This window comes from Brevundimonas sp. GW821-FHT10E09, from assembly GCF_058809375.1.
Map to the genome: position 1 here is coordinate 56,871 of NZ_JBXASO010000015.1, position 22,251 is coordinate 79,121.

Annotated in this window: 19 protein-coding genes; 9 read left to right on the forward strand and 10 right to left on the reverse strand. The window is 63.1% G+C overall.

Annotated features, from left to right (window positions below):
- Positions 1-24: 24 nt before the first annotated feature.
- The 3 genes from istB to AC1RSI_RS14050 form a co-directional block, all read right to left on the reverse strand.
- Complete coding sequence (gene istB, locus AC1RSI_RS14040) at positions 25-762, reverse strand: IS21-like element helper ATPase IstB (protein ID WP_064313113.1); 738 nt, start codon at positions 760-762, stop codon at positions 25-27.
- A complete protein-coding gene (gene istA, locus AC1RSI_RS14045; protein WP_064313114.1) occupies positions 759-2,309 on the reverse strand; it encodes an IS21 family transposase in 1,551 nt (516 codons plus the stop codon). The genes istB and istA overlap by 4 nt, the downstream gene beginning before the upstream one ends.
- Positions 2,310-2,532: 223 nt before the next feature.
- Entirely contained in the window at positions 2,533-2,787 is a 255-nt protein-coding gene (locus AC1RSI_RS14050; RefSeq protein ID WP_064313115.1) for a helix-turn-helix domain-containing protein, read from the reverse strand.
- A 38-nt stretch (positions 2,788-2,825) separates the two neighbouring features.
- Here AC1RSI_RS14050 and AC1RSI_RS14055 point away from each other — a divergent pair, with 38 nt between their 5' ends.
- From AC1RSI_RS14055 to AC1RSI_RS14065, 3 genes are all read left to right on the forward strand, one after another.
- Positions 2,826-3,281, forward strand: coding sequence for a helix-turn-helix domain-containing protein (locus AC1RSI_RS14055; RefSeq protein WP_289647723.1), 456 nt, complete (start codon positions 2,826-2,828; stop codon positions 3,279-3,281).
- Between the two features lie 2 nt (positions 3,282-3,283).
- Entirely contained in the window at positions 3,284-3,667 is a 384-nt protein-coding gene (locus AC1RSI_RS14060; protein WP_091738373.1) for a hypothetical protein, read from the forward strand.
- A gap of 400 nt (positions 3,668-4,067) precedes the next feature.
- Positions 4,068-4,682, forward strand: coding sequence for a class I SAM-dependent methyltransferase (locus AC1RSI_RS14065; RefSeq protein ID WP_447941579.1), 615 nt, complete (start codon positions 4,068-4,070; stop codon positions 4,680-4,682).
- A 450-nt stretch (positions 4,683-5,132) separates the two neighbouring features.
- Here the strand turns inward: AC1RSI_RS14065 and AC1RSI_RS14070 are convergent, their stop codons facing one another.
- Together AC1RSI_RS14070 and AC1RSI_RS14075 are read right to left on the reverse strand one after the other, a co-directional pair.
- Positions 5,133-6,107 (reverse strand): LppY/LpqO family protein, encoded by a 975-nt coding sequence (locus AC1RSI_RS14070; protein WP_447941578.1) that lies wholly within the window; start codon positions 6,105-6,107, stop codon positions 5,133-5,135.
- A gap of 3 nt (positions 6,108-6,110) precedes the next feature.
- Entirely contained in the window at positions 6,111-7,367 is a 1,257-nt protein-coding gene (locus tag AC1RSI_RS14075) for a chromate transporter (protein ID WP_157105659.1), read from the reverse strand.
- Positions 7,368-7,524: 157 nt separating this feature from the next.
- Between AC1RSI_RS14075 and AC1RSI_RS14080 the strand changes: the two genes are divergently transcribed.
- Positions 7,525-8,475 carry a chromate resistance protein ChrB domain-containing protein gene (locus tag AC1RSI_RS14080; protein WP_176695932.1) on the forward strand — a complete coding sequence of 317 codons (951 nt, stop codon included), beginning with the start codon at positions 7,525-7,527 and terminating at the stop codon, positions 8,473-8,475.
- A gap of 58 nt (positions 8,476-8,533) precedes the next feature.
- Positions 8,534-8,881: a Rap1a/Tai family immunity protein gene (locus AC1RSI_RS14085; protein ID WP_443029313.1), complete on the forward strand. Its 348-nt coding sequence runs from the start codon at positions 8,534-8,536 to the stop codon at positions 8,879-8,881.
- 492 nt (positions 8,882-9,373) lie between these two features.
- On the opposite strand, the gene AC1RSI_RS14090 is transcribed toward AC1RSI_RS14085, so the two are convergent.
- Positions 9,374-9,754 carry a hypothetical protein gene (locus AC1RSI_RS14090; RefSeq protein ID WP_154726561.1) on the reverse strand — a complete coding sequence of 127 codons (381 nt, stop codon included), beginning with the start codon at positions 9,752-9,754 and terminating at the stop codon, positions 9,374-9,376.
- 75 nt (positions 9,755-9,829) lie between these two features.
- Between AC1RSI_RS14090 and AC1RSI_RS14095 the strand changes: the two genes are divergently transcribed.
- The 4 genes from AC1RSI_RS14095 (at position 9,830) to AC1RSI_RS14110 (ending at position 15,330) form a co-directional block, all read left to right on the forward strand.
- A complete protein-coding gene (locus AC1RSI_RS14095) occupies positions 9,830-11,398 on the forward strand; it encodes a recombinase family protein (RefSeq protein WP_154726560.1) in 1,569 nt (522 codons plus the stop codon).
- On the forward strand, positions 11,395-12,279 hold the full coding sequence (locus AC1RSI_RS14100) for a plasmid partitioning protein RepB C-terminal domain-containing protein (protein WP_009820574.1): 885 nt from the start codon (positions 11,395-11,397) through the stop codon (positions 12,277-12,279). Before AC1RSI_RS14095 ends, AC1RSI_RS14100 begins: the two co-directional genes overlap by 4 nt.
- A 1-nt stretch (position 12,280) precedes the next feature.
- On the forward strand, positions 12,281-13,171 hold the full coding sequence (locus AC1RSI_RS14105) for a plasmid partitioning protein RepB C-terminal domain-containing protein (RefSeq protein WP_009820575.1): 891 nt from the start codon (positions 12,281-12,283) through the stop codon (positions 13,169-13,171).
- A gap of 305 nt (positions 13,172-13,476) precedes the next feature.
- Entirely contained in the window at positions 13,477-15,330 is a 1,854-nt protein-coding gene (locus AC1RSI_RS14110) for a type II toxin-antitoxin system HipA family toxin (RefSeq protein WP_447941576.1), read from the forward strand.
- An 11-nt stretch (positions 15,331-15,341) separates the two neighbouring features.
- Here the strand turns inward: AC1RSI_RS14110 and AC1RSI_RS14115 are convergent, their stop codons facing one another.
- The 4 genes from AC1RSI_RS14115 to AC1RSI_RS14130 are packed head-to-tail and all read right to left on the reverse strand — an operon-like array spanning position 15,342 to position 22,130.
- The gene (locus AC1RSI_RS14115; RefSeq protein WP_492322693.1) at positions 15,342-18,470 is read right to left on the reverse strand and encodes a P-loop NTPase family protein; all 3,129 of its coding nucleotides are present in this window, start codon (positions 18,468-18,470) and stop codon (positions 15,342-15,344) included.
- The gene (locus AC1RSI_RS14120; protein WP_492322694.1) at positions 18,460-20,316 is read right to left on the reverse strand and encodes a hypothetical protein; all 1,857 of its coding nucleotides are present in this window, start codon (positions 20,314-20,316) and stop codon (positions 18,460-18,462) included. Before AC1RSI_RS14120 ends, AC1RSI_RS14115 begins: the two co-directional genes overlap by 11 nt.
- The gene (locus AC1RSI_RS14125; protein ID WP_492322695.1) at positions 20,306-21,490 is read right to left on the reverse strand and encodes a DUF6361 family protein; all 1,185 of its coding nucleotides are present in this window, start codon (positions 21,488-21,490) and stop codon (positions 20,306-20,308) included. Before AC1RSI_RS14125 ends, AC1RSI_RS14120 begins: the two co-directional genes overlap by 11 nt.
- Before the next feature lie 52 nt (positions 21,491-21,542).
- Positions 21,543-22,130 carry a hypothetical protein gene (locus AC1RSI_RS14130; RefSeq protein WP_492322696.1) on the reverse strand — a complete coding sequence of 196 codons (588 nt, stop codon included), beginning with the start codon at positions 22,128-22,130 and terminating at the stop codon, positions 21,543-21,545.
- Positions 22,131-22,251 lie beyond the last annotated feature (121 nt).

Sequence of the window (22,251 nt, forward strand, 5' to 3'; positions counted from 1 at the left end):
GCTGGGCGCCGCGGGCTCCTGGAATCACGCCGCCGGCGAGGTCAGTCGGCGCATCGATTCACCAGACAGCTGGATCCGGTGACTGGTGTTGACCATCCGATCGAGAACGGCATCGGCCACCATCGGATTGTCGATGTAGCCGTGCCAGTCCTTGAACGGGAGTTGGCCCGCCAGCAGGATTGAGGCCGATCGGGTTCGGGCGTCCACGATGTCCAGCAGGTGGTGCTTGCCCGACTCCGTCAGAGGCGTCAGGCCGAAGTCGTCCAGGATCAACAGGTCGAAGCGGGCGATCGCCGTGCGCAGGCGGTTCATGCTGCCGTCCTGATGGGCGATCGCCATGTCCTCCAACAGTTGATGGGTGCGATAGTACCGAACCGTCAGACCGACGCGGGCGGCATGACCGCCAAAGGCGCACGCCAGATGGGTCTTCCCGGTCCCTGTTGCGCCCGTCAGGATCAGATTTTCGGCTTGGCGCACCCAGGTACAGGTCAGAAGCTCGGCCATCTGGGCCCGGTCCAAGTTTCGTGCGGAGCGGTAGTCGATGTCTTCGGCCGCGGCAGGGATCTTCAGTCGGGCGGCTTTCAGGATGCGTTTCAGGCGACGGTCGTCACGATACGCCGCTTCAGCCTGCAAGAGGTGCATTAGCCGATCGTGGAACGGTAGATCGGCGAACGCCGGCGTGGCCGCGTGATGCTCGACCGCTTCCACCATGCCGTTGAGGCCGAGGTCGCGGAGTTTGTCGATGATGTGGGTGGTGTTCATGACTCGTCTCCGGCGAAATAGTCGGGACCGCGCACGTTCTCATTCGTCGCGGCAGCGGCTGTTTTGGGCGTGATGAAGTCTGCCGGGTCCGTGAACTCCAGATTCCGATCCAGGACATTGCGCACATGGGCCAGTCGGGGTTCGCCGCACCGCACGGCGCGGGCGCAGGCTGCTTCCAGCCTCACCGGACCGACGCGGTGCGCCAAGGCCCGAAACGAGCGATAGACGGCGGTCTTGGCCGCGCCGAAGAACGGACGCCCAGCTTCGCCCTGGACCACAGCCTGAACACCGGGCCCATGCAGACGGGACCATAGGACAAGATCTTCGTCCTCCCCCGCGCGCCGCGCCAAATGGTTAGGTGGCATATGGGCTGGATCAGTCGAGGCCTCGCCCGCTACGGCCAGGCGCGGGTGGACGCCTACCGGCTTCCCGTCGTGCCAGATCTCGACCGTGGCGGCGTTCGCGCGCACATCAACCCGCTGCCCGATCAGGGTATGCGGCGCCGAGTATCGGCGCTGATCGTGCATGACGTGATAGTCTGGTCCGAGGAGCAGCTGACGCCTGACCTCGAAGAAGGCGAACGGCTCCGCCTGGAGAGGCCGCAACGCCGGACGGTCCAACTGCTCGAACAGAGTGGTGCGAGACTCTCCCGGCGCGCGCCGCAGCGCCTTGGTGTTGAGGCGGATGAGCAGGCTGGCCAGCAAGGCGTTCATCTCACCGAGTGACATCGCCGGGCGATCTGCGAGGGCCAACCGCAACAGGCGCTGAATCAGCTTCACGCCGATCTCCACCTTCGCCTTGTGCGTGGGACTGTAAGCCTTGGCGGGGCGTGCGATCGTTCCATGATGGTCGCAAAAGGCTTGAAACGTCGGATTGATCTCAGGCGCCTGTCCGCGCTTGTGGGAAATCACAGCGGCCTTGAGGTTGTCGGAGATGATCACCTGCGGGACGCCGCCGAAGAACCGAAGCGCCTGCTCGTTCGCCCAGATCCAGTCGCCCGCACGCTGTGAACGGGTGACGCAGGCGAAGGTGTAGTCAGAGGCGGGCAGCACCGCGACGAACAGTTCGAACGGGACCCGGTCGGCGGGGTCATCGTCTCGCCCGCGCGGCCGAAGCCCGGCGAAATCGACCATCATGGTTTCGCCAGGCCGGTGGCGCTGTCGCATGATCGGATGAGCCGCCACGTTGTATTCTCGGAATTTGCGGCAGTAATCGCGATAGGAGATGGTCGGCTGGTCGCCCGCCGTCTCGACGTAGGTGTCGTGCAAATCCTTGAGATGGTGGCCGGCCTTGACCTTTACGGCCACGGCCGCCCAGTCTGGCTGCAACTGTCCAATGGCCATCGGCGCCGATCGGCCCGCATTGAAGAGGCGCATCAGATCGCTGTCAGAAAGTGCGCAAAGGCCTTCGCTTGTCAGGGACATCTCCAGGGCAAGCGAGCGGTAGCGAGCGACGGTCGTGTAGGAACAGCAGATCATGCGGCCGATCTGCCGATTGCCGTAGGCCGTGGTGAGGATGAGGCGCAGCAGGCCTCGCGGGTCGAACATGGAAGCTCCCGTTGTTCAATGCTTGATGATGGGAGCCTGAAAGGGGCGCGCGCGTCGGCGGTCTCCGTCGCGCTGACGCGACGGAGATTCCTTGACGGCGATGACGCTTTCGGGGAGATTGGCGGGGTCGCTGTGGAAACGACGAACCAATCTTCCGAAAGGGCCTGCGCTTTTGCCGAGCGCGGGCCTTTTCACTTTCAGGCGTGGATTGTGTGAAGCTTGATCAGGGGGCGGGCATGGCGGTCTCCTTGTGGTGATCAGCCGATCCACTGCGGTAGCGGTCAGGCCAAATTTCTTCCGGACGCTGTCCCAGCGCGTCGGCGATGGCTTGCTCGACACGCCGCGAGCGCCTGAAACCGCGCGACACTATGGACACCGTGGAGGGCGTCACAGCCAGCGACCGGGCAATGTCCGACAGGCTAATGCGTTTGAGACTCAAAGCGGACTTGATCCGTGCATGCCTTTTGTCGTCTATCATCGCCTTGGCTCCATCTTGTGCGGCTAAGGGACCATAGTGTGCGAAATACCAACACCGCAACCATCAATGATCCAGACCCTGGCATCGCCCGGCGGCTGATCGCCGTGCGGCAGCAAAGTGGTCTCAATCAATCCGCCTTCGCAGCCCGGCTCGGTTTCCCCCGCCGCACCTATCTGGGATGGGAGCGCGGTGAGTCTGATCCTCCGATCTGGCTGCTGGACGCTCTGCACCAGGAGTTCGGCATCGACCCTCACTGGCTGCTGCACGGCCCCGGTGATCGGCCACGCCAATATGGCGCCGGACTCGATTGGGCCCGGTTTGGCCGCCTGCTTGTGGCCGTAGATCGCGAGGCTCGGGCGGCGGGCCTGGCGCCGAGACCCGAACAGATCTGCGAGTTGACCCGCGCGGTCTTCGAAGGCGCGCCTGAAGATGAAAAGGACGCCATCGAACGTCTGGCGCTGACCTTCAAAACAATGAAGAACCGGAGTCGCTGACCATGGACGAAGACGTGCGCGTGGTTCCCTTTCCGAATCAGACGCAAACCCCGGAGGTTCAGCGGGAGGATGCCGTGGCGGACGCACTGGAACGGGTCGGCGATATCCCGGTTGCGAAGGTGGAGGCGGTCGCCGCACTCGAGCGAAGGCCGAACTGGCCGGCGATCATCACCTTCATAGCGATCTCAATGCTCTCGTTGTCGGTAGCGGTCTTTTCGACGGGGGCGGATGATGTCCTACGCATGGGCGCGGCCATGGCGTTGGTGATCTCTATTCTGACGGGCGGGCTGGCCGTTCTGTATCGCCATGCACCGACGTTCTGGCGGCCCGGCATTGAACATACCGATCGTGTTGTGGATGACGGCGTTCAATCGCCTACGCCGTAGTCATAGCGAGCACCATGGGCGACCAGAATCCGACTCCCCGTCGAAGCCCGCAGCCGGTTCCCTCGCAGGGCGGTCCCGCCAACTTTCCAGCCCCAGGAGGGCCGAGGCGCACGGATCCGCACAGGACGATGATCTCGTCGCCGAATCCGAGGTGATCGAGACATTTGTGAAGTATCCCTCGATCATCGCCCGCGCCGCAGGTCTCGCATCCGAGATCTGACTGGCGGAATTCGAGCAGGAACCGCAGATGATGGTCGCGCTGAGTGCGCCCGTGAGCTTCGGCAACCGCACTCTCATCCTCTTCGCATCGAAGTGGCTCCCTATCCCTTGACGAACGTCATCATATGGCGTCCGGAAGTTTAGTTCCCTAGCTTCACAAGCAAGGCTCAGGAGGGCGGCGGTGTCTAATCAAACGCATTGGGAAACCGTTTATCTGAACAAGGCGGTGGAAGAGGTCAGCTGGTATCGACCCCATCTTGAGGTTTCGCTACGGCTCATTGCAGACTCTGCGCCATCCGCCAGCAGCGCGATCATTGACGTGGGCGGCGGAGAAGCGACGCTGGTCGATGATCTCGTCGCGCAGGGCTACAGCGACGTCACGGTCCTCGACATCTCCCCGGCGGCGATTGACGTGGCGAAGTCCCGTCTGGGTATGTCCGCCGCCGCGGTGCATTGGATCACCGGCGACATTACGGCTGTTGAGCTGGAACCGGCTCGCTACGATGTCTGGCACGACCGGGCCGTCTTCCACTTCCTGACCAGCGCAGGCGACAGAGCCGCATATGTTCGGCAGATCGCCCGCTCTGTCAGGCCCGGGGGCCACGTGATTGTCGCGGCGTTCGGGCCGGACGGTCCGGACAAGTGCAGCGGCCTGGACGTAGTCCGCTACGACGCCGAACATCTTCACGGCGAGTTTGGGCCGAAGTTCCGTCTCCTGGACAGCGTTAGGGAGTTGCACGAGACGCATTGGGGTACGCATCAGCAGTTCATGTATTGCCTCTGTCGGATGGAGTGAGAGGCCAACCCGCCCCAGCGCGCCGCTTCGGCCCTGATCGGACTGAACGCCAGCGGCAAGGCCCCGGCCCTCGCCATGCCGGTCGAGATGACGGTGCTCCAGTTCCACCCTTGTTCGCCGCCCGCCTTCGGCGATAAGACGAACCTCCCCCACGTCGCTCGATCACGCCCGATCTGTCTCTCGATATGCCAGCGCGGGGAGCTAAAAGCGCTATGTCGCTCGTCGTTTTCAAACCGCGCAAGCCCTCGACAGCCGAACACAGCCGCGGGCGGAGGCGCAGGGCCTCGGCGTCAAACGCGGAGATCGGTTCACATGGAGAGCTCATCATTTCACCCGTTCATCACCGCCCCCAGTTGAGGCTGGCCGGAGCAAGTTCACAGGAACGGCGCGCCCCATCAAAGGCGTGATACAAGTGAAGATTGATGTCGCCTGAGGACGACGAGATGCCTTCTACGAGCCCTTCTGCACGGCCAGCGCCGCGTTGACTCCCTGAGCCAAGTCCTCTGCGGGTCCCTTGCCCCAATAGTGGACGAAATAGAACGCGGGGGTCTCCCCAATCATGTGATTGTGCAAAGCCACGACATGGATGTCTCCGGCCCGTAACGACCGGAGCACCGGCTGCACCTCCTCAGCGGTCATGATGAAGTCCCCGGCCACAGTCGCCATCGCGGTGCTTCCGGAGAAGGCCGCCCACGTCGTCAATCCCATCGATCCTCCGACTTCGACGCCATGCATGCGACCCGTGCGCGGCAAGGTGAACTTGACCACGCCACCGTTCAGCTCGGGATCGACTTCGAAATAGCGCCGCAATGAAGCGACATCGAACTCTCCGGCAACGGTCGGGGTGGATCCAGGAAAGCGTCGTCGAGGTGTCGGCGTCTCCGCACGAACGGTTCGAATGGCGTCCCACACGGCCTTCACCCCGGTGGCCAGGTCGTGCGCCGGCCCCGTGCCGCCGACGTGCATGAAATAGACGGGCGGATCGTCGAAGATGAAGTGATTGTGAAGACCGGTGACCTCCAGGCCGGCGGCGAAGGCGGCGTCCATGGCGGCCGTGATCTCGTCCTCGAACACCACGGTGTCGCCCATCAGCATGACATGGTCGTCGCCGTGCGCTTTGAAAGCGGCCCAGGAACCCAAACCGGCGGCCGGCGCGAGGGGGGCGCCGTCCACTGTCACCGGGACGTCGGTTCGCGACCAGGCGATGCGCACGACACCGTCGGGAGCCACGGTCGCCTGGACGCCGGCCGCGGACGAGATGACCTCCCGCTTGTCGGATTGGGCAGCGCCCTTGGTCGCTATCGCCGTCGGCGATAGCGCCATGACTGCCAGGATCTGGACCATATGTCTGCGGTTCATCGCACGCTCCGTTTCGTAACTGATTATTCGATGCTTGGGGGACTTACGATAGTTGTAGTCGGCCACGCTTTAACTCGCCGGAGCGAAAAAGACCCAGCCCGCTAACCCGGCGGCGGCCAACGCGACCACGACGTTGAGCTTATTCTTCCATGTGTAGAGCAACGCCAAAGCGACCGCGAAGATAGACACGCCAATGATCAGATCCGGGACGCGCTGGGCTGTGACCGTCGCCAAGTCGATCGTCGTAGCGGCGATGAGGCCAACCACGCCGGCTGAGACGCCTGCCAAAAAGGCATGCAGCCGCTTGGCTTCCAGCACCGATTCCAAACGGTCGTAGAGGATCAGCGAAAATGCGAATGCCGGGAGGAATATTCCGACGGTCATGGCTACGGCGCCGAGCGGTCCGCCGCCGAAATAGCCGACGAAAGTTGCGAAGATGATCAGAGGCGCCGGCAGGATGCCCGACAGCGCCAAGCCATCCAGAAATTGGCCATCGTTCATCCAACCTTGACCCACGGCGTCGTTGCGAACGAACGGGATCGCGGTGTAGGCGCCGCCGAAAGTGAGGAGGCCGGCCTTTAAGCCGGAAACGAACAACAGCCAAACGGGCGCTTGGCCGGGGTCACCGATCGCCGTTTGGACCTCTGGCGTTGCGGCATCGGGCGCCAAGAGCATTACCAGAATCGTCAGAGCCGTCGCCCCGGCGGCGACAAGCGCAGCGAATACTCGCAGGCCGAGCGCCCATAGCGCGTAGATCGCCCCGGAGGCCGGAAGGGTGATCCAGAACGGAGCGCCGGCGAAGGCTGCCAGGCCGCAGATGATGGCGAGCATCCACAGGCGACCGTCCAGCAGGATATGCTTTCCGATCCGATGGACGGCGGCGACGATCAACGCGATCACCGCCGCCTGAATCCCCAGGAACGCCGCGCCGAGCGCTGTGTCGATCAGGGCGATACGGAAATAGAGCCATGACAGCGCCATCATGAGGAGAAAGCCGGGAAGCATGAAGCCCAGGCCAGCGAGGATGCCCCCGAGTCTTCCCTTGGCGCGCATCCCCAGGTGGACGCAGAGTTCGTGCGCCTCGGGGCCCGGCAGCACCTGCATCACTGCCAGCAGCCTGTTGAAGCGCTCGCTGGAGATCCAGCGCTCGTCGTCGACCAGTTCACGGCGCACCATGGCGATCTGTGCGACCGGACCGCCCCAGGCCAGCAAGCCGAACCTTAGAAACCGAATGAACAACTGCGCATGCGTCAGGTTGGGCGGCGCGGCCTCCGGGCGCGGTTCCGAGAGATCGACCGTCGTATTGATGTCCGTTCCGGCGCTCATGCCGCTAGGCCCGGAGTCGCGCCAGGGACCTCGTTCCGACCAGACCAACTTCCAGTTTCAGGTGACCAATCGCAGGCGACCCAGGTCATACCACCTCCTCAACTCGCTAGCTCGTTCACCTGTATCATTTGTGGTCATTGAATGATACAGCTTGTATATGATTTCGTTCCCCGGCTCGCGCGCCCCGTGGCTGCTGTTGATCCACCAACTGCCCGCCAAGCCCGCCTATCTGCGCGTCAAAGTCTGGCGGCGGCTGCAGGCGATCGGGGCGACTCCGCTGAAGAACGCCGTTCACGCGCTACCGCTTCGCGACGACACGGCAGCTCTGTTCGACGACCTGCTGCGCGAGATCACCGAGGGCGGGGGTGAGGCCATCATTTTGGAGGCTGCGCTGGTCGGTGGCTTGGGAGACGCGGACGTGCGAGCCCTGTTCGATGCGGTTCGCGATTCCGATTACGAGGACCTCGCCCGCGAGGCGCGCACGATCGACGACGGGCAGGTCGCCCGCGAGATTGTTCGCCTGCGCGCGCGTCTGGCCGAAATCGCGGCCATCGACTATTTCGGCACCCACGGCCGGCAAGCTGCCGAAGCGGCGCTCGCAGACCTGGTGACGCGCTCGACGCGGCACCCTGACGTCAGTTCGACGTGTCAGGCGGTGATCGCGACCGCCGACCTGAGACAGCGGGTCTGGATCACCCGGCGCGGCATCCATGTCGATCGTATCGCGTCGGCCTGGCTGATCCAGCGCTTCATCGACCCCGAAGCGACTTTCAAGTTCGTCGACGGCCAAGGCTACGAGCCTGCCGCGGACGAACTCAGGTTTGACATGGCGAATGCCGAGTTCACCCACGAAGGCGAGCGCTGCACCTTCGAGACGCTGCTCGTGCGGACACAACTCGACAATGATACCGCGCTGGTCGCGATCGGCGAAATCATTCACGACCTCGACATCGCTGACAGCCGCTTCAATCGGCCGGAGACGGCCGGCCTGGGCGCCCTCATCGCCGGAATTTGCGCCCGAACGGATGATGACAACGAACGGCTGGCGGAGGGAACCGCCGCGCTTGAACAGTTTTACGCCTATTTCAGCAGAGGGCGAAAGGCGTGAACTGCGAGCTCTGCATGAAAGTTCTCGTAACAGGTTTGACCCAAGGAGGCCGAAGATTATGAACCTCGGTATTTTCTACTTTTCGCTCGCAAGCTTAGTTGTCTCACCGGGATCGGGCGTGACTCAAGATGTTCCGCCTTCCGCAACCGGCTCCGCCCTTTTGGAGCAATGCAGACGCGGGGCGCCCGAGTGCGGAGCCTATCTGCAGGGTATGCTCGATGAGTTGATCGTCCGTCGCGCCGTGTGCGGCGCCCCGAGATATGACCGTCAGCGTCTCCGCCAAGCTTATCTGCGCTGGGCCGAATCAGAGACTTATCTCAGAGACAAGCACATGGCGGCCGGAGCCAACGAGGCGTTGACTAAGGCGTGGCCCTGCGCTCGGCAGATCGATCCCAGCTCCAGCTGAGGGCCTGTTTGAGCCTGCCGACTTGGGCATGCTCGACACGGGCGTGGGCGGGATTATCGCCCTGATCTTCCTGCGGTCGGCAATCCGTGTATTGCGCGAGGCGTTGCCCGCGCGGCCGAGGGCTGGCGCGAGCTGATACACCGGTTCTGTTCGCGCCGTTAGCGGACCTTCCGAACGTCAAGAGCTGACACCAAGTAAGTTGATCAGCGCCAAGATTTCTTCTGACTACGGTTCGATCCCGCGAACGGGCGACTGAGCTTTGTCGAATAGCTCTGTCGCCCGTTCACTACTGCCAAAAACATGCCCAGCGTGGCTCGAGGCGCCCACTCGTTCTGACCGCAGGAGTCCAGTTCGTTGGCGGTGTGCAAGATTGGCGTCTGATGCCGATTGGAGCCGATAGACCCGACATGAAAAGAGCGAACGCACCGGAGTAGGGCTCGCGGCGGCAATGGCGTACAAATCGGCGGGGTCGTTCTTGTCGTCCCGTAGCTCTTAGTCAGGCGGGAGGGGCAGTCCGTCGATCGCCGCGACGGCGTCAACAAGCTGTCGTCGCAGGCTCGCCAGACCGATCGCCAAAACCAAGTCTTGCCGATCCGCCAAGCTGAGCATCGTGCGGAGGACGAGATCAGAGTGACGCATCAGGATTACCAGGTTCTCCCCGCTGGGGCTGTTTTTGCCCTCGAACCAGTTCCGAACCGCGCGCTCGTTTGAGCGCGTGAGCTGCGCCACGGTCTTGTGGGCAGAGGGCGTGTTGCCAAATTCCGCCTTCAGCGCTGCGGCGATCGCGGCGGCAAGCGGCTCGTTAGGTTGGGGCGACGGAAAAGAGTTTCCAGTTTTCGACTGAAGTTTTCGGTCTTTCTCGGAGAACGACATTCGTCCTGACTCCCAATAGATTTGGTGGGAAGTCGAACCTGTCCGCTCGGAGCCTAAACGAAAGCAGCCGGTGTGATGAACCTATCGGAGACGGTCACTGCTGAAGCATCGCCGCGGCCTCCGGTGCGCGCTGCGCAGTATGTCCGTATGTCGACGGAGCATCAGAAATATTCGACCGAGAACCAGGCCGAAATCATCGCCCAATATGCCGCTCGGCGTGGCTTCGAGATTGTGAAGACCTACGAGGACTCGGGCAAGAGCGGCCTTCGGCTCGATGGTCGGCTATCGCTTCAGCAGCTCATCGCCGACGTGCGAGGCGGTCAGACCGACTTCAAGGCGATCCTAGTCTATGACGTGAGCCGCTGGGGCAGGTTCCAGGACGCTGATGAGAGCGCCTATTACGAGTTCATCTGCCGGGAAGCGGGGATCGCCGTTCAATACTGTGCTGAGCAGTTCGAGAATGATGGCAGCCTGAGCGCGACGATCATCAAGAGCATGAAGCGGGCGATGGCTGGCGAATATAGCCGTGAGCTGTCGGTGAAGGTTTTTACTGGCCAATGCCGGTTGATCCGCCTCGGTTTCCGTCAAGGCGGTGCCGCGGGCTTTGGCCTACGCCGCTATCTCGTCGATGAGCATCGCCAGCCCAAAGCGGTCCTCAATCATGGAGAGCAGAAGAGCCTGCAAACGGACCGGGTCGTGCTCAGGCCGGGGCCACCTGAAGAGATCGAGGTTGTCCGGCGTCTCTACCGGATGTTCGTCGTCCAGCGCCGCACCGAAACGGAGATCGCCGCAGCCCTCAATGATGAGGGCATCCTCACCGATCTTGGTCGGCCATGGACGCGCGGAACCGTTCACCAGGTGCTGACCAATGAAAAGTACATCGGCAACAACGTCTACAATCGGGCGTCCTTCAAGCTGAAAGCCAAGCGGGTGGTGAACACGCCCGATATGTGGGTCCGGGGCGATGGGGCTTTCGAGGCGATCGTCGAGCGTGATTTCTTCGAGGCGGCCCAGCGGATTATTCAAGAGCGCAGCCGCCGTTTCACCGACGAGGAGCTTCTTGGTCGGCTGTCAGCCCTGCTCGTTGAGAAGGGTTGGTTGTCGGGCCTCGTGATCGACGAGGTCGAGGACATGCCGTCCAGCTCGACGTTCCGACACCGTTTCGGAAGCTTGGTGCGCGCCTACCAGCTTGTCGGGTACGCCCCGTCGCGGGACTATCGCTATATCGAGACCAATCGAACGCTGCGGACACTGCATCCCGATGTCGTGGCACAGGTCATCGCCGACATTGGCGCGGCCGGCGGCACGGTGCGCCGCGACCCCGTCACCGACCTCCTGCATATCAATGACGAGTTCACGGCCTCGCTGGTGATTTCTCGGTGTCACATCAGCCCCGCCGGCGGGCTGCGCTGGAAGGTCCGCTTCGACAGCGGGTTGAGGCCCAGCATCACCATCGTGGCGCGGATGCAGGAAGATAATGCCGCCATACACGACTACTACTTGCTGCCATGGCTGGACGTCGGCACCACGCCGAATCTGAGGCTCGCACCAGAGAACGGCATCCTACTCGATGCCTACCGCTTCGATACCTTGGAGGCGTTTTTCGATCTGACGCGCCGCGTGCCGCTGAAGGTTGCCGCATGAGCGCGCCGCCCCCCGAAATCCGCTCGGTGCCGGTCGATCTGATCACCATTCTCAACCCGCGGGTTCGCAACAAGCGGATCTTCCAGGAGCTGGTGAATAGCATTGCCCATCTCGGGCTGAAGAAGCCGATCACGGTCAGCCAGCGACCCGGAAAGACGCGGTTTGACCTGGTGTGCGGTCAGGGTCGCCTCGAGGCCTTCATCGCGCTCGGCCAGACCGAAATCCCGGCCATCGTGATCGATGCGGCCGAGGAAGATTGTTACGTCATGAGCTTGGTCGAGAACCTTGCGCGGCGCCAGCACAGCCCATTGGAACTGGTTCACGCCATCGGCGCGCTGAGCGCCCGGGGCTATTCGCACCCGGAGATCGCCGCCAAGGTCGATTTCTCCGTCGAGTATGTCAGTGCGATCTGCCTGTTGCTCGACAATGGCGAGGAGAAGCTGATCGCGGCGGTCGAGCGCGGCGTCATCCCACATTCAATCGCGATGGAAATCGCCCGCGCCAAGGAAGGCGAGGTTCAGCAGGCGCTGGCGCAGGCCTATGAGGAGAAGTCGATCCCGGGCAATCAGGTGCTCGCGATCCGGCAGATCATCGAACAGCGCAACACCAGCGGCAAGCAGCTTCACAAGCGGGGATCGCGGGTTGGTCGCACCCAAAAGCCTGTCACATCGGAGAGCCTGATCCGCGCCTATCAACGCGAGACGGAACGGCAGAAGCTGCTGATCAAGCGCGCCTCCCTGGCGCGCAGCCGGTTGCTGTTCGTTGCCAACGCCATGCGGCGTCTGCTGGCCGACGATCATTTCGTGACGCTGCTGCGGGCGGAGGGGCTGAGCACCTTGCCGCGCGCACTGGCCGAGCGGATCGGACCTACGAAGGCGTAAGATGTCCGATACGGTCAAAATCGCCTTCGAGCGCAAGATCCTAGCCCTCCCGATCGGTGAGCTCTTGGCGACCAAGGCGCTGCCGGCAGGGGTGCGTGAGTCCGTCAAATATCGCCGGATCGCGGCATCTGTTGCGGAAGTCGGGCTGATCGAGCCGCTGTCGATCGCGCGCCAGAAGGGCGGCAGCTACCTTCTCCTCGACGGACACATGCGCCTTGATGCCCTGCGGTTTCTTGGTGCGACCGAGGCCCCTTGCGTTGTCGCCGATGACGACGAGTCCTTCACCTACAACAAGCGGGTCAACCGGCTGGCGACGATACAGGAACACTACATGATCGTGCGCGCGCTCGATCGTGGGGTGTCGGAGGAAAAGCTGGCGCGAGCGCTCAATGTCGACGTGAAGGTGATCCGCCAGCGCCGACATCTTCTGGCAGGGATCAGCGGGGATGTCGCCGAGCTGCTGAAGGACAAGCCGGTAGGGCACCACGCCTTCCAGAAGCTGCGCAAGATGAAGCCGATCCGTCAGCTTGAGGTGGCCGAACTGATGGTGTCGGCGAACAATTATACGGTCAGTTATGCCAAGGCGCTCCTGGCGACCTCGAAGCCGTCGGATCTGCACAAGCCTGACGAACTCAAGAAGGCGACGGGGTTGTCGGCCGAGCAGATGGGGCGTCTCGAACGGGAGATGGCGTCCGTGAGCGAGGACTATAAGGAGCTTGAGGTCTCCTATGGCGACGACATGCTGGTCCTGGTCGTGGCGTCCGGCTTTATCGAGCGCCTGCTGGCGAAGCCCGAGATCGAGGGATTTCTCGCGGGGCGGCACCCCGAGTTTCTGGAGAATTTCCGCGCCATCGTGCAGGCCACCTCGCTCGATCAATCGACGACGCCCTGACCGTTCAAGCTTGGGGACCGGGACCCAGAAGCGCCGGGACCGTCGGAGAAGCCGCCGCGAGGGGCGGATCAAGGGCGGTGGCGGGGATGGCGGCGAACCCGCTCGGAGCCCGCTAGGCCAGTCGCCATAGGGCTGGCTGCGTGCCGTTCGCGGCATGATTGTTCTGGAGCGCGCCGATCATTCTAGATCGGCGCGCTCCAATCGCTCTTTGCGTCGGGATTATCGCGCATCTCAGATGCGCGATAATTCTTGCACGCGGCGCCGGATGGTGGGATTAACGCGCATCTGAGATGCGGGATAATCCTATGGCTCTTCATCTAGTCGGTGAGACAATTGACGCCAAACGCGCGCATCAGCGCGCGCAGACCGGTGAGTTGATCCAGCTCGTGCGCGGGGTTTACGTCGATGACCAAGGTGACATCGAGGTGACGATCCTCGGTCATGCGGTCCGAATTGCACACTATCTCTATCCCAACGCCTATCTGTCGTCGGCGAGTGCAGCGCTGCTCGCGCCGACGCCCGACGGGCGGCTGTTTATCAGCGGCCGCCGCAACCAGCGCACGCGGTTGCGGACGCTTGAGATCATCCAGAACGAAGCGCCGAAGCATCCATCGACGGCGATCGCGGTCATCGGCGACGACCTGGGCGAATTGCGCGTCGACGCCTCATCGCCGCGCCAACGCTTTCTCGAAGCGTTCCGCCTGCGCAGCGAACATGCGAGCGCGGTTACCGCCGACATGCGCGCGCAGATGGCGGCGCGTCTGGTGGAGGAACATGGGACGCCCCAAGCCGCAGCCGACGCCGTCTGGGTGCTGGCGCGTGAGAACGAATGGTATCGCGAAGGCGAAGGCGCCGAACGCTTTCTGCTAGCTCAGCCGGGCGTTGCCAAGGCGCCGGTCAACAAGGCAGCGCTCGATCTCCTCGTCGCCTGGCACGGTGAGCCGCTCGGCCGGCTGACCCACGATGGATTTGAATGGCGCTGGAAGCCGGGGCGTCGAGCGGGACCGGCCCTCGTGCGCGAAACCACGCCGGGCAAGCTGCCGGCCTTCATTGAATCGCTGCTTCCCGAGGGCTGGCTGGCGCAGGTTCTCCACGAACGCGATGAACGCGAGGCGCTCCGGCGCGGACGGCGATATATGTCGAACATCGTCATCGTCGAGGGTCGAGAAGAACTGGCGGCGCTGCCTGCTGACATTCTCACGACAACACTGGCTGGATACATCGACACCGGTCGCTTCACGGGCCGCTACGCCGGTCCGGCGCGGGGCGAGATCGAGGAGACCTTCGAGCAGAACCTGGCGCGCATCTTCGCGCGCGCGGAAACGCCGCGCCTGTCGGGCGTCCAGATCAAGGCGCCGATGAGCCTGATGCCTGATGGCGCCCTCGTTCCGGCCATCGATCAGCCGTTCACCCATATCCTCAAGCCCGCCGGCACGGCGGGCTTCGAGACGTTACCGGTCGTCGAGTGGCTTTGCCTGGAGCTTGGCCGCTCGGCCGGGTTCGATGTGCCCGACGCCGCGCTGCTGGAGATGCCCGACGGCATGTCGCCTGCACTGGTCGTCGAGCGGTTCGATATTCGTCGCGGGCCAGCGGATCAGCGGCGTCTGGCGATGGAGGACTTTTGCTCCATTTTGGACCTTCCAGCATCCGCCAAATACGACGGAACGATCGAGCGGATGGCGCGCGGCCTACGACCGCTGTCGACCGATCCGGCCAGCGATCTCGATATCCTGTTCCGCCGGGCCGTGTTCGCCTGGCTCATCGCCGATGGCGATATGCATCTCAAGAACCTCGCTGTGCTCAAAGTCGCCGAGGTGGATGCCAAGGCCTTCACGAGCGTGCGGTTCGCGCCGCTCTACGACGCCGTCACCACGCGCGTCTTCCCGGGTTTGGGGGGCGATCGCATGGCGCTCAAGCTCAACGGCAAGGATGACCGTCTGACGCGCCAGGACTTCCTCGCGCTGGCGCGGACAATCGGCGTATCCGCCGGAGATGCCGAGACTGCGATTGCGGACTTGACCGCGCGTGTGGCCGACCGGGCGCAGGGGCTTCAGCTACCTGCCTTCGCGGCCGAGGCTGAGGCCGCCAAGACAGCGCAGGAGAAGGTGATCGCCTTGGTCGGGGAGCGCTGCAAGGCACTTGCCGTTGAAGGCGACTGAGCGGCGCGACGTCACGGTTGGAGCCGGATTTGCAGGTCGGCGAGATCTTCTGCCGCCATGGCGGTTCCCATGAGGCTGTGAAGATACTCCAGCAGGTCTTCCTGACGCGGTTGTCCGAACGCGAGGCGATAGACGGTCAGGCTTCGTTTGAGCCACTCGAGTCGTCGGACCTCGCGGCTGAACGGGAGCATGGGCACGCGGCGTTCGACCTTCACCGGCCCTTCGTAAATCCAGTAGGGAATGAGGTCAGAGTCATTCTCGGTCTCGGCGCGAGCTGCGTCGAACATGACCTGCCAGGGATCATCGTGATCTCTCTCGCGCCCACGCACCACGTCGACCTGCCGATGCGCCAGATTTAGGCGGATTGCGTGACCCTTGAATCGGTGGACACGCCCCTCGCGCTGCTCGAGATCGACGGGATTTCCGGGCAAGTTCCAGTGATAGAGCCGATAGCAATAAGGGTGAAAGTCGAGGCCTTCCTGTCCGACGGAGGTCGTGGCCAGCGCGAAGGGTCGGAACGGTGAGTTGAAGGCATCGCGAACGCTGGAGAGGCGTGCGGCCCCGCCTTCCTCGTCTTTGTAGTCGGCCAGGCGCATGGCGAAGCGCCCGCGCATCTGGAACTTGTTGATCACCAGCTTCTTACCGTCGACCGTTGGATCCTCGACATCGATCTGCGAGGGGCGAATGGCCAACGCCTCCGAGATCGCCCTGCTGATCCCAGCGATACGATCGACGGCTGGCTTGGCGCCCAAGCCCTCGGCGTCGAGCAGATAGTGGACATACTCGTCGAGAACGGCCTGAAGGTTATGCTCAACGCCGTAGGTGAGCACCTGGCGCCAATAGCGGTCATCGTCGTCCTTGCGGAGGAGGGCGACGGCGTCGTGCTGGTTGAAAAGCGTGCGGAATCCCCAAGAGATCTGGTTCGCTGCCTTCAGCAGTCGATGATCGTCCCAAGCGAGATCGGGCGCGATCCGGTGCAGGGCGCGCAGCGCACAGACTGCGGGGCTGCCGAGAGCAACATCGACCAGAAGGTCAATCAGCGTGTCCGGTACGGGTCCAAAGGTGCGTTCGGTTGTCACAGTCCGCAGTTCGGCGACATGCTCCTTGAAACCCTCTTCGTTGCCGAGGAGGGCGAAGCCGTAAGGCGAGTTGACCCAGGCGACGGAGCTGGCTTTCGCCATGGCGTCGATGACGGCCGGGGCAGCCCATTCCCAATCGCGGCCATCTGCGGTGTCGCCTGACCGCTCGGCGAGCGCGGCGACGCTCTCGCGCAAGCGGTCGGCGACGGCTTTACGCATGGCTTCGACCGACAGGGTTTCGTTTGACGCTCCAAAGATCGCAAGAGGGTCGGCAAGGCGTGCCAAGGTCGGCGACGGATAGACCAGGTGCATTGCGCGCATGGCGACAAGCCGCCCTTGATTTTGCCGGAACTGGATGGGGCGTGGGCGAACATGACCGAAATATCGCTGCCCCGAAGCGCCGACGCCCATGCGGCGTTCGGCCTCGTAGGACAGGATTGACGCGATCGCATCGGGCACCATCGACCAGGATGAGAAGATCAGCGCCTTGGTCAGCGGCGGCCCGGATCGCTCGGGACCGTAATAGGGTAGGGATGGTGGGATCCAGAGATGTTGATCGAGACCATCGCCGAACACGTCATTCATGAGGCCGCGCATCCGACCGTTAGCGGGTTCGAGCGGCTCGTAGGCGTCAAGCCGGTCGCGATCCAGCATGGCAGGCCGTGCGCGGTCGAGCGCAGCGCACAGGTTGGCCGCCGGCTTGTCGAGCTGATCTTTCAGAAGCCGCTTGAGCGCATAGTCGCGCATGAAGTTGAGGAGGTAGGGCGCGGACTTCCAGTATTCGGTGATCTCCGGCGCATCGAGGGCGCGCGCAACGTCCGACACTGCTGCGGCCTGGCGTAGATCAGATGGCAGGATCGTGATGGCCATCGGCGGCTCGCTCACCATTGAGTCGCGCTCGATGGTGCTGGCCACGCGTTCGGTGCGCGCCATTACCTTGCGCAGCCGGTCCTCGACGACATGACGCGCGCCGATGGCCTCGTTGCGCGCGCCGGGCAGCGCATGAAGGAAGCCGCGAAACTCGCGCATTTCGCGTTCCAGCGCTTTGGCCACGTCGGGACCGTTTGTCCGACCGTAGAGGAAGGACAAGGTCTCCAGAAAATCACGGTAATGTTCGCCGTCATCGGGTTCGTCACCCGACAATGTCAGCATCCGGTAGGGTGTGGCGGAAAGCAGAAGCGTGCGCGCGGCATGACCCTTGCCGTCCGAGTAGTCGAACAGCTCGCGCGCCAGGTCAGCGGCCGGGGTTTCGCCGTGGAGCAAGTCGCGGAACCGCTGAAACTCATCCATGATTATGAGGTCGGGTTTCAGGGCGTCGATGCAGGCGTGTGAGAGTTTGCCGCGAAGACGACCGACCAAGGCATTGCGCCGCTGGTTCAGCTCTTGAGGATAGGTCTCACGGCGACGCGGGAAGAGATCGCAGACCGCCTCCAGTTCCGTGAACAGTTCGGCATCTTTTTCGACGTCGCGGCGGAAGCGATCGATGATCCGTTGATCAACACCATCCAGAGACAGCTCGCGGACGGCGGTATTCCAGCCATCAACACCGGCGGACACCTGAAGCAGATTGTGCAGGCCGCGCGGCCGCGACACCCGGTCTTCGAGCATCCGCAGCAGCAAGGCGCGTTCCTGCGTGACGCCTGTGGTCGAGCGCAGGTCAAAGGTCGTGCCTGGTGTCAGGCTGATGAAGTTGACCTTGTTGGCGTCGAGCCCCTGATCGCCCCGGACCTGGAGCGGTATAAGGGTCATGCGCGTCGGTAACGCCAACTCGCGTCGGCCAAGCACATTGAGCCGATTTATGTTCTGAGCTGCAATCGCCTGATTGGAACAGATATAGAGGATATCGATCCGGTCGGTGCTGCCCCAAAGCTTCTCGATAGTGCGGGCGATGACGCCGCGCGCGACCATGGTTTTGCCAAGGCCCACTTCGTCCGCGACGAGAAATTGCCTCACGGGATCCTGATCGCCGTAAAGCCGGTCAAACACATAATCGACTGTACGACGCTGAAAGGCTTTCAGCGGAGCGAGGGCAGCTTCGGCTTCAAACCGGTTATCCGTCATGGCTGAGGCCCTGATCCTGGAGGGCAATGCGGAAAGCATCCCAAAGGGTTCGGAAATCGCTGGGTATCGGATCGGCGCCGGTATCGTTGCCAGCCTCCAATCGCGTCATCAGGCGTTCGATTGCATGAAGTCTTTCGCCTCCACGACACAAGGCGCGAACCATATCTTCCAGGAGCGGTGCGTCGTCGGCGGCACTGGCCCAAGCCATGCTGCCGGAACCTTCCTGCGCCGCCAAGGCCGCGCCGAATGGATCGCCGAGTTCTGACAAGAGGAGCCGCAGATAGCGAAAGAACGCATCTCGGCTGTCGATCACCCAGCGAAGAATGGCGGCATGGCGTTCAGGTGGAAGGCCTTCCATCACCAGACTGGTGCTGAACAGGGCTGACACCTGGGCACCGTCTGCGGTCAACCGAAAGGCCAGAAAGCGGGTGAGGTCGACGATCGGCATGGCACCGAGATCGACGGCCGTTCCTGCGCGAAGGGCATCCAGCACATCGCTGGCATGGCCATCTCCTCGGGTGATGGGCCAAACCTGCAGCGAGGCGACGCCGACAAGCGGCAACGGCTCCGTGGGAATGAGCCAGACGCGCCACGGGTGCGCATCGCCGTCAATGCTTTCGATCCGCTCACAGCGCAGGCGCAATCCACCGCGGCACAAGGCGCGGCGTGCGTCGTCGAGCCGGGCCTCTGCGGCGATGGTGGCGGGATCAATGGGTTCAAGCTCGCTGGCAACGAAGGTGCGGGTGAGGCGCCCAAAGCCCTTCTCGCCCATGATCTGCTCGACGCTGCCGACCTTAGATCGCTTGCCTCTGAGCGAAGCGAAGAGCTCCACATTGTTGCCCGACAGAAGGGCAGGACGGGTCGCGTTGCCGGACCCGATTGTCAGGATCGTGTCCCAGCCCGTCTCGGCGATGAATGCCTTGGCGTGTAGTCCCTGAAGCGCGCTGGTGGAGACCTCCTCGCCGTCTTCGCTTGCGGCCATTTCGTCGAGGACGGAAACGCGTTCAAAAGCGTCCAGTGTGGCGCTGTCGACGCAAGCCAATTGATCCGGCCGGCTGATGATGACGGGCTTTTCTGCTGTCGGCAGCCCGCTGAGCAGGTTGAGCGCACTGGTATCGCAAAAGGGCGAGATGACGCCCAGTCGCGCGCAGGACGCAGGCTGCCAGATTTTCCCGCCAAACCCGTTGACCGCGAAGCTGACCTCGTCGAACCGGTCGGGCACGCTCCACCGGGCGCGCCGAATATCTTCGGCAACCTCGGCGGTCAGTGTGCGCGCATCGTCGGAGATGCCGGCGACAGCGAGGTCTGGCAGTCGGCTCAGAAGATCGAAGAGCAGCCGGTTGTTCGCATCGGGACGGCGCGTCAGCTCGCCATCGAGGCGTAGCGAGATGTCCCAGGACCGATCTCGCGTAAGGTTGCGCGAGAGCACCAGCAACCGCAGGAGCGTCGGATCTTCGGCGCGCGTCGGCCGAAAGCGGAGAGCCCAGAGCTTGGGATGGAACGCACCTTCGCGCGGTGCGGCGACTTCGACGATGATGCGTTCGAGCAGAGAGCAGAGCCGTGAATGAGGGCGGCTTTGAGCATGAAGATGCCCTGCATCGGCATAAATGACGAGGCGTCCAGCGATCCGCTCGGCACCTTCGAGCAGCGCCAGCGGGTGGGTGAGAATGTCGTCACGATTTTCAGCCGCGAACAGGGCGAGGCTGACGGGTGCGGCGAGCGCGGTTTCGAAATCGAGCGAGAAAGTCGTCGCGATCGCAGCGTCGAAGACATAGCCCGGAGGGGGCTGAAGGCTGTCGCCGTATAGAACGCGGGTTTCCGGATCGAGCGTCGTTCTATTCAGCACTGGCAAGATCCCGCAGGTGCGACTTGGCTTGCGCCCATCGGAAGGTCAGCGGCTCGACACCAGAAGCGCCTGTCCAACGGTCTCGCACGGCTCGATTGGCAAATCGGGACTGGCTTGTTTTCAGTCGCCGCTCGCGATCCTGCACAAGACGGGCGGCCGGTGTCAGCGCACCGTCTAGGACGCTGCCCGCGGTCAACAGGCCAAGCCATTCGGCGACGAAGCGTTTGGCAGCGGGTCGGATGCTGTGTGCGGGATGATCGATCGCTGCCCAGAAGGCATCGAGTGACCAAGCCCGGATTGCGGCCATGTCCAGGCTGGATTGCCATTCGGCAAACCGCACCTCGTATTTCTCGATCCATTCGGCCCGCTCACGGAGCCGGCTGAGTAGCAAGTTGTAGAGCAGCGAGGCGCCGTGCATCACGCTGGAGAATATCGCGCCATGGCCGACCAATGTGCGGGCGTCGTCAGGGAAATCGGCAAGATGGGGGTGCTCCCAGATGTTGTCGCATTCAGCTTGGCTGGACCCGCTTCGCGCCAAAAACGCCAAGAGGCTGTGCGGTTGATGGGCGATGAGCCGATCGATGATGAACTGGGCCTCGTCGAGCGAGAGCTTGAACTGCGTATGGTCGAGCAGGTCGGTGGGACGCGCTGGCAGCGTCGCGGTCCAGATCTGAAGGGCTTGGGCCTCGGACGCTGAATCCTCGCTTTCGCGGACACGAGGCCGCGCGCGTTGGAGATGGCGCATGGACGAAAAGAGGTTGTCGGTTGAGCCTGGGAAGAGACGGATGCCCCATGTGCCGAGCCCGGCCCAGTAGACCGAACTGGGCAGTCTCTGGAGGTCCGCACCGGCATCCCTGCCAATGATTCCGTTGGACTCGCCGCCGGCTTTGAGCGCGTTGGCGAGCCGGTTTTCGAGGGCGCGCGCTTCGCTCGCGAGCTGATCCGCCCCGGCCGATGATCCTTCGAGCATCTGGAACAGCCAAGGGATGAACAGCATGTAGCGCAGCCGGGTTTGGATGGTGCTGGTGCCCGGGAAAAGGTGATCGGCGATCGAATCGCGGATGCCGCCCAGACCCAGTTCGTCGCGGGTTTCCCGCTCCTGGAATAGGGCCATGATCCGCTGCGCGCGCTGGCGCTCGGCTTCATCGAAATCAATCCAGGCAAGTGAAGACATTGGCCCCCCGTGGCTTATTCAATGGACGACCGGCGTCCCTAGTGATCGACTGTCAGTCGCTGCCTATGACACGAAGGCGCATTCCGCGAGTTTCGAGCAGGTAGGTCTCGACGCCGGCCAATAGGTGGAGGCCCTCTTCCCCGATGGCTTTGCGCGATAGGCCAGGTTGCACGATCCGAGCGTCATATTCGAACCGATAATCCTGCCACCCCGCCTTCAGCTTCTTGATCGCGGCCGCAGAGCCCGTTTCGATCCGAGAGCTGAGACCTCTGTCACGACGCTTCTGCTCACGCTTGAGCATATGCTGCAGCATTCGATTGGGGCGGTCGCGCCAACGCGCCGACTTCTGCGCCTGTCCACAAACCTCGTACAGGTCGCTGAGCCGCGCGCCCGGCGTATCGGCCCCGGAATATTTGCAGTGGAACAGGGTGGCTGAAACGACGCTGTCGGTAATCCGCAGGGCGACGACGTCTGCGATCTCGCCCTTGCCGTCATCGTCGAAGATCACGTCATAGGGATCGGGGTCGGTTAGCAGGGCCTCGATCACCGTGCGCTGGACGGAGTCTGCGCGCTTGGCCGTGCCCTGCGATTCGATGCGGATATTGGCTTTCAACCAGTCCCAGGCTTCGATCTTGGCCACCGGGTAGGGCTCGACCGTCTCGCCTTCCGGCAGGCTGTAGAGGTGGCTGTGGATCGGCGTGGAAAAGGGACCCCGTTAGCGGTGTGATCGGCGTCGAATAAGGACCCCTCATTCCTGAGGT

Excerpts from the sequence above, each read along its gene's own strand:
- istB (WP_064313113.1), bottom strand. The coding sequence starts at position 762 with ATGAACACCACCCACATCATCGACAAACTCCGCGACCTCGGCCTCAAC.
- istA (WP_064313114.1), bottom strand. The coding sequence starts at position 2,309 with ATGTTCGACCCGCGAGGCCTGCTGCGCCTCATCCTCACCACGGCCTAC.
- AC1RSI_RS14050 (WP_064313115.1), bottom strand. The coding sequence starts at position 2,787 with ATGATAGACGACAAAAGGCATGCACGGATCAAGTCCGCTTTGAGTCTC.
- AC1RSI_RS14060 (WP_091738373.1), top strand. The coding sequence starts at position 3,284 with ATGGACGAAGACGTGCGCGTGGTTCCCTTTCCGAATCAGACGCAAACC.
- AC1RSI_RS14075 (WP_157105659.1), bottom strand. The coding sequence starts at position 7,367 with ATGAGCGCCGGAACGGACATCAATACGACGGTCGATCTCTCGGAACCG.
- AC1RSI_RS14080 (WP_176695932.1), top strand. The coding sequence starts at position 7,525 with ATGATTTCGTTCCCCGGCTCGCGCGCCCCGTGGCTGCTGTTGATCCAC.
- AC1RSI_RS14085 (WP_443029313.1), top strand. The coding sequence starts at position 8,534 with ATGAACCTCGGTATTTTCTACTTTTCGCTCGCAAGCTTAGTTGTCTCA.
- AC1RSI_RS14090 (WP_154726561.1), bottom strand. The coding sequence starts at position 9,754 with ATGTCGTTCTCCGAGAAAGACCGAAAACTTCAGTCGAAAACTGGAAAC.
- AC1RSI_RS14095 (WP_154726560.1), top strand. The coding sequence starts at position 9,830 with ATGAACCTATCGGAGACGGTCACTGCTGAAGCATCGCCGCGGCCTCCG.
- AC1RSI_RS14100 (WP_009820574.1), top strand. The coding sequence starts at position 11,395 with ATGAGCGCGCCGCCCCCCGAAATCCGCTCGGTGCCGGTCGATCTGATC.
- AC1RSI_RS14105 (WP_009820575.1), top strand. The coding sequence starts at position 12,281 with ATGTCCGATACGGTCAAAATCGCCTTCGAGCGCAAGATCCTAGCCCTC.
- AC1RSI_RS14110 (WP_447941576.1), top strand. The coding sequence starts at position 13,477 with ATGGCTCTTCATCTAGTCGGTGAGACAATTGACGCCAAACGCGCGCAT.
- AC1RSI_RS14115 (WP_492322693.1), bottom strand. The coding sequence starts at position 18,470 with ATGACGGATAACCGGTTTGAAGCCGAAGCTGCCCTCGCTCCGCTGAAA.
- AC1RSI_RS14125 (WP_492322695.1), bottom strand. The coding sequence starts at position 21,490 with ATGTCTTCACTTGCCTGGATTGATTTCGATGAAGCCGAGCGCCAGCGC.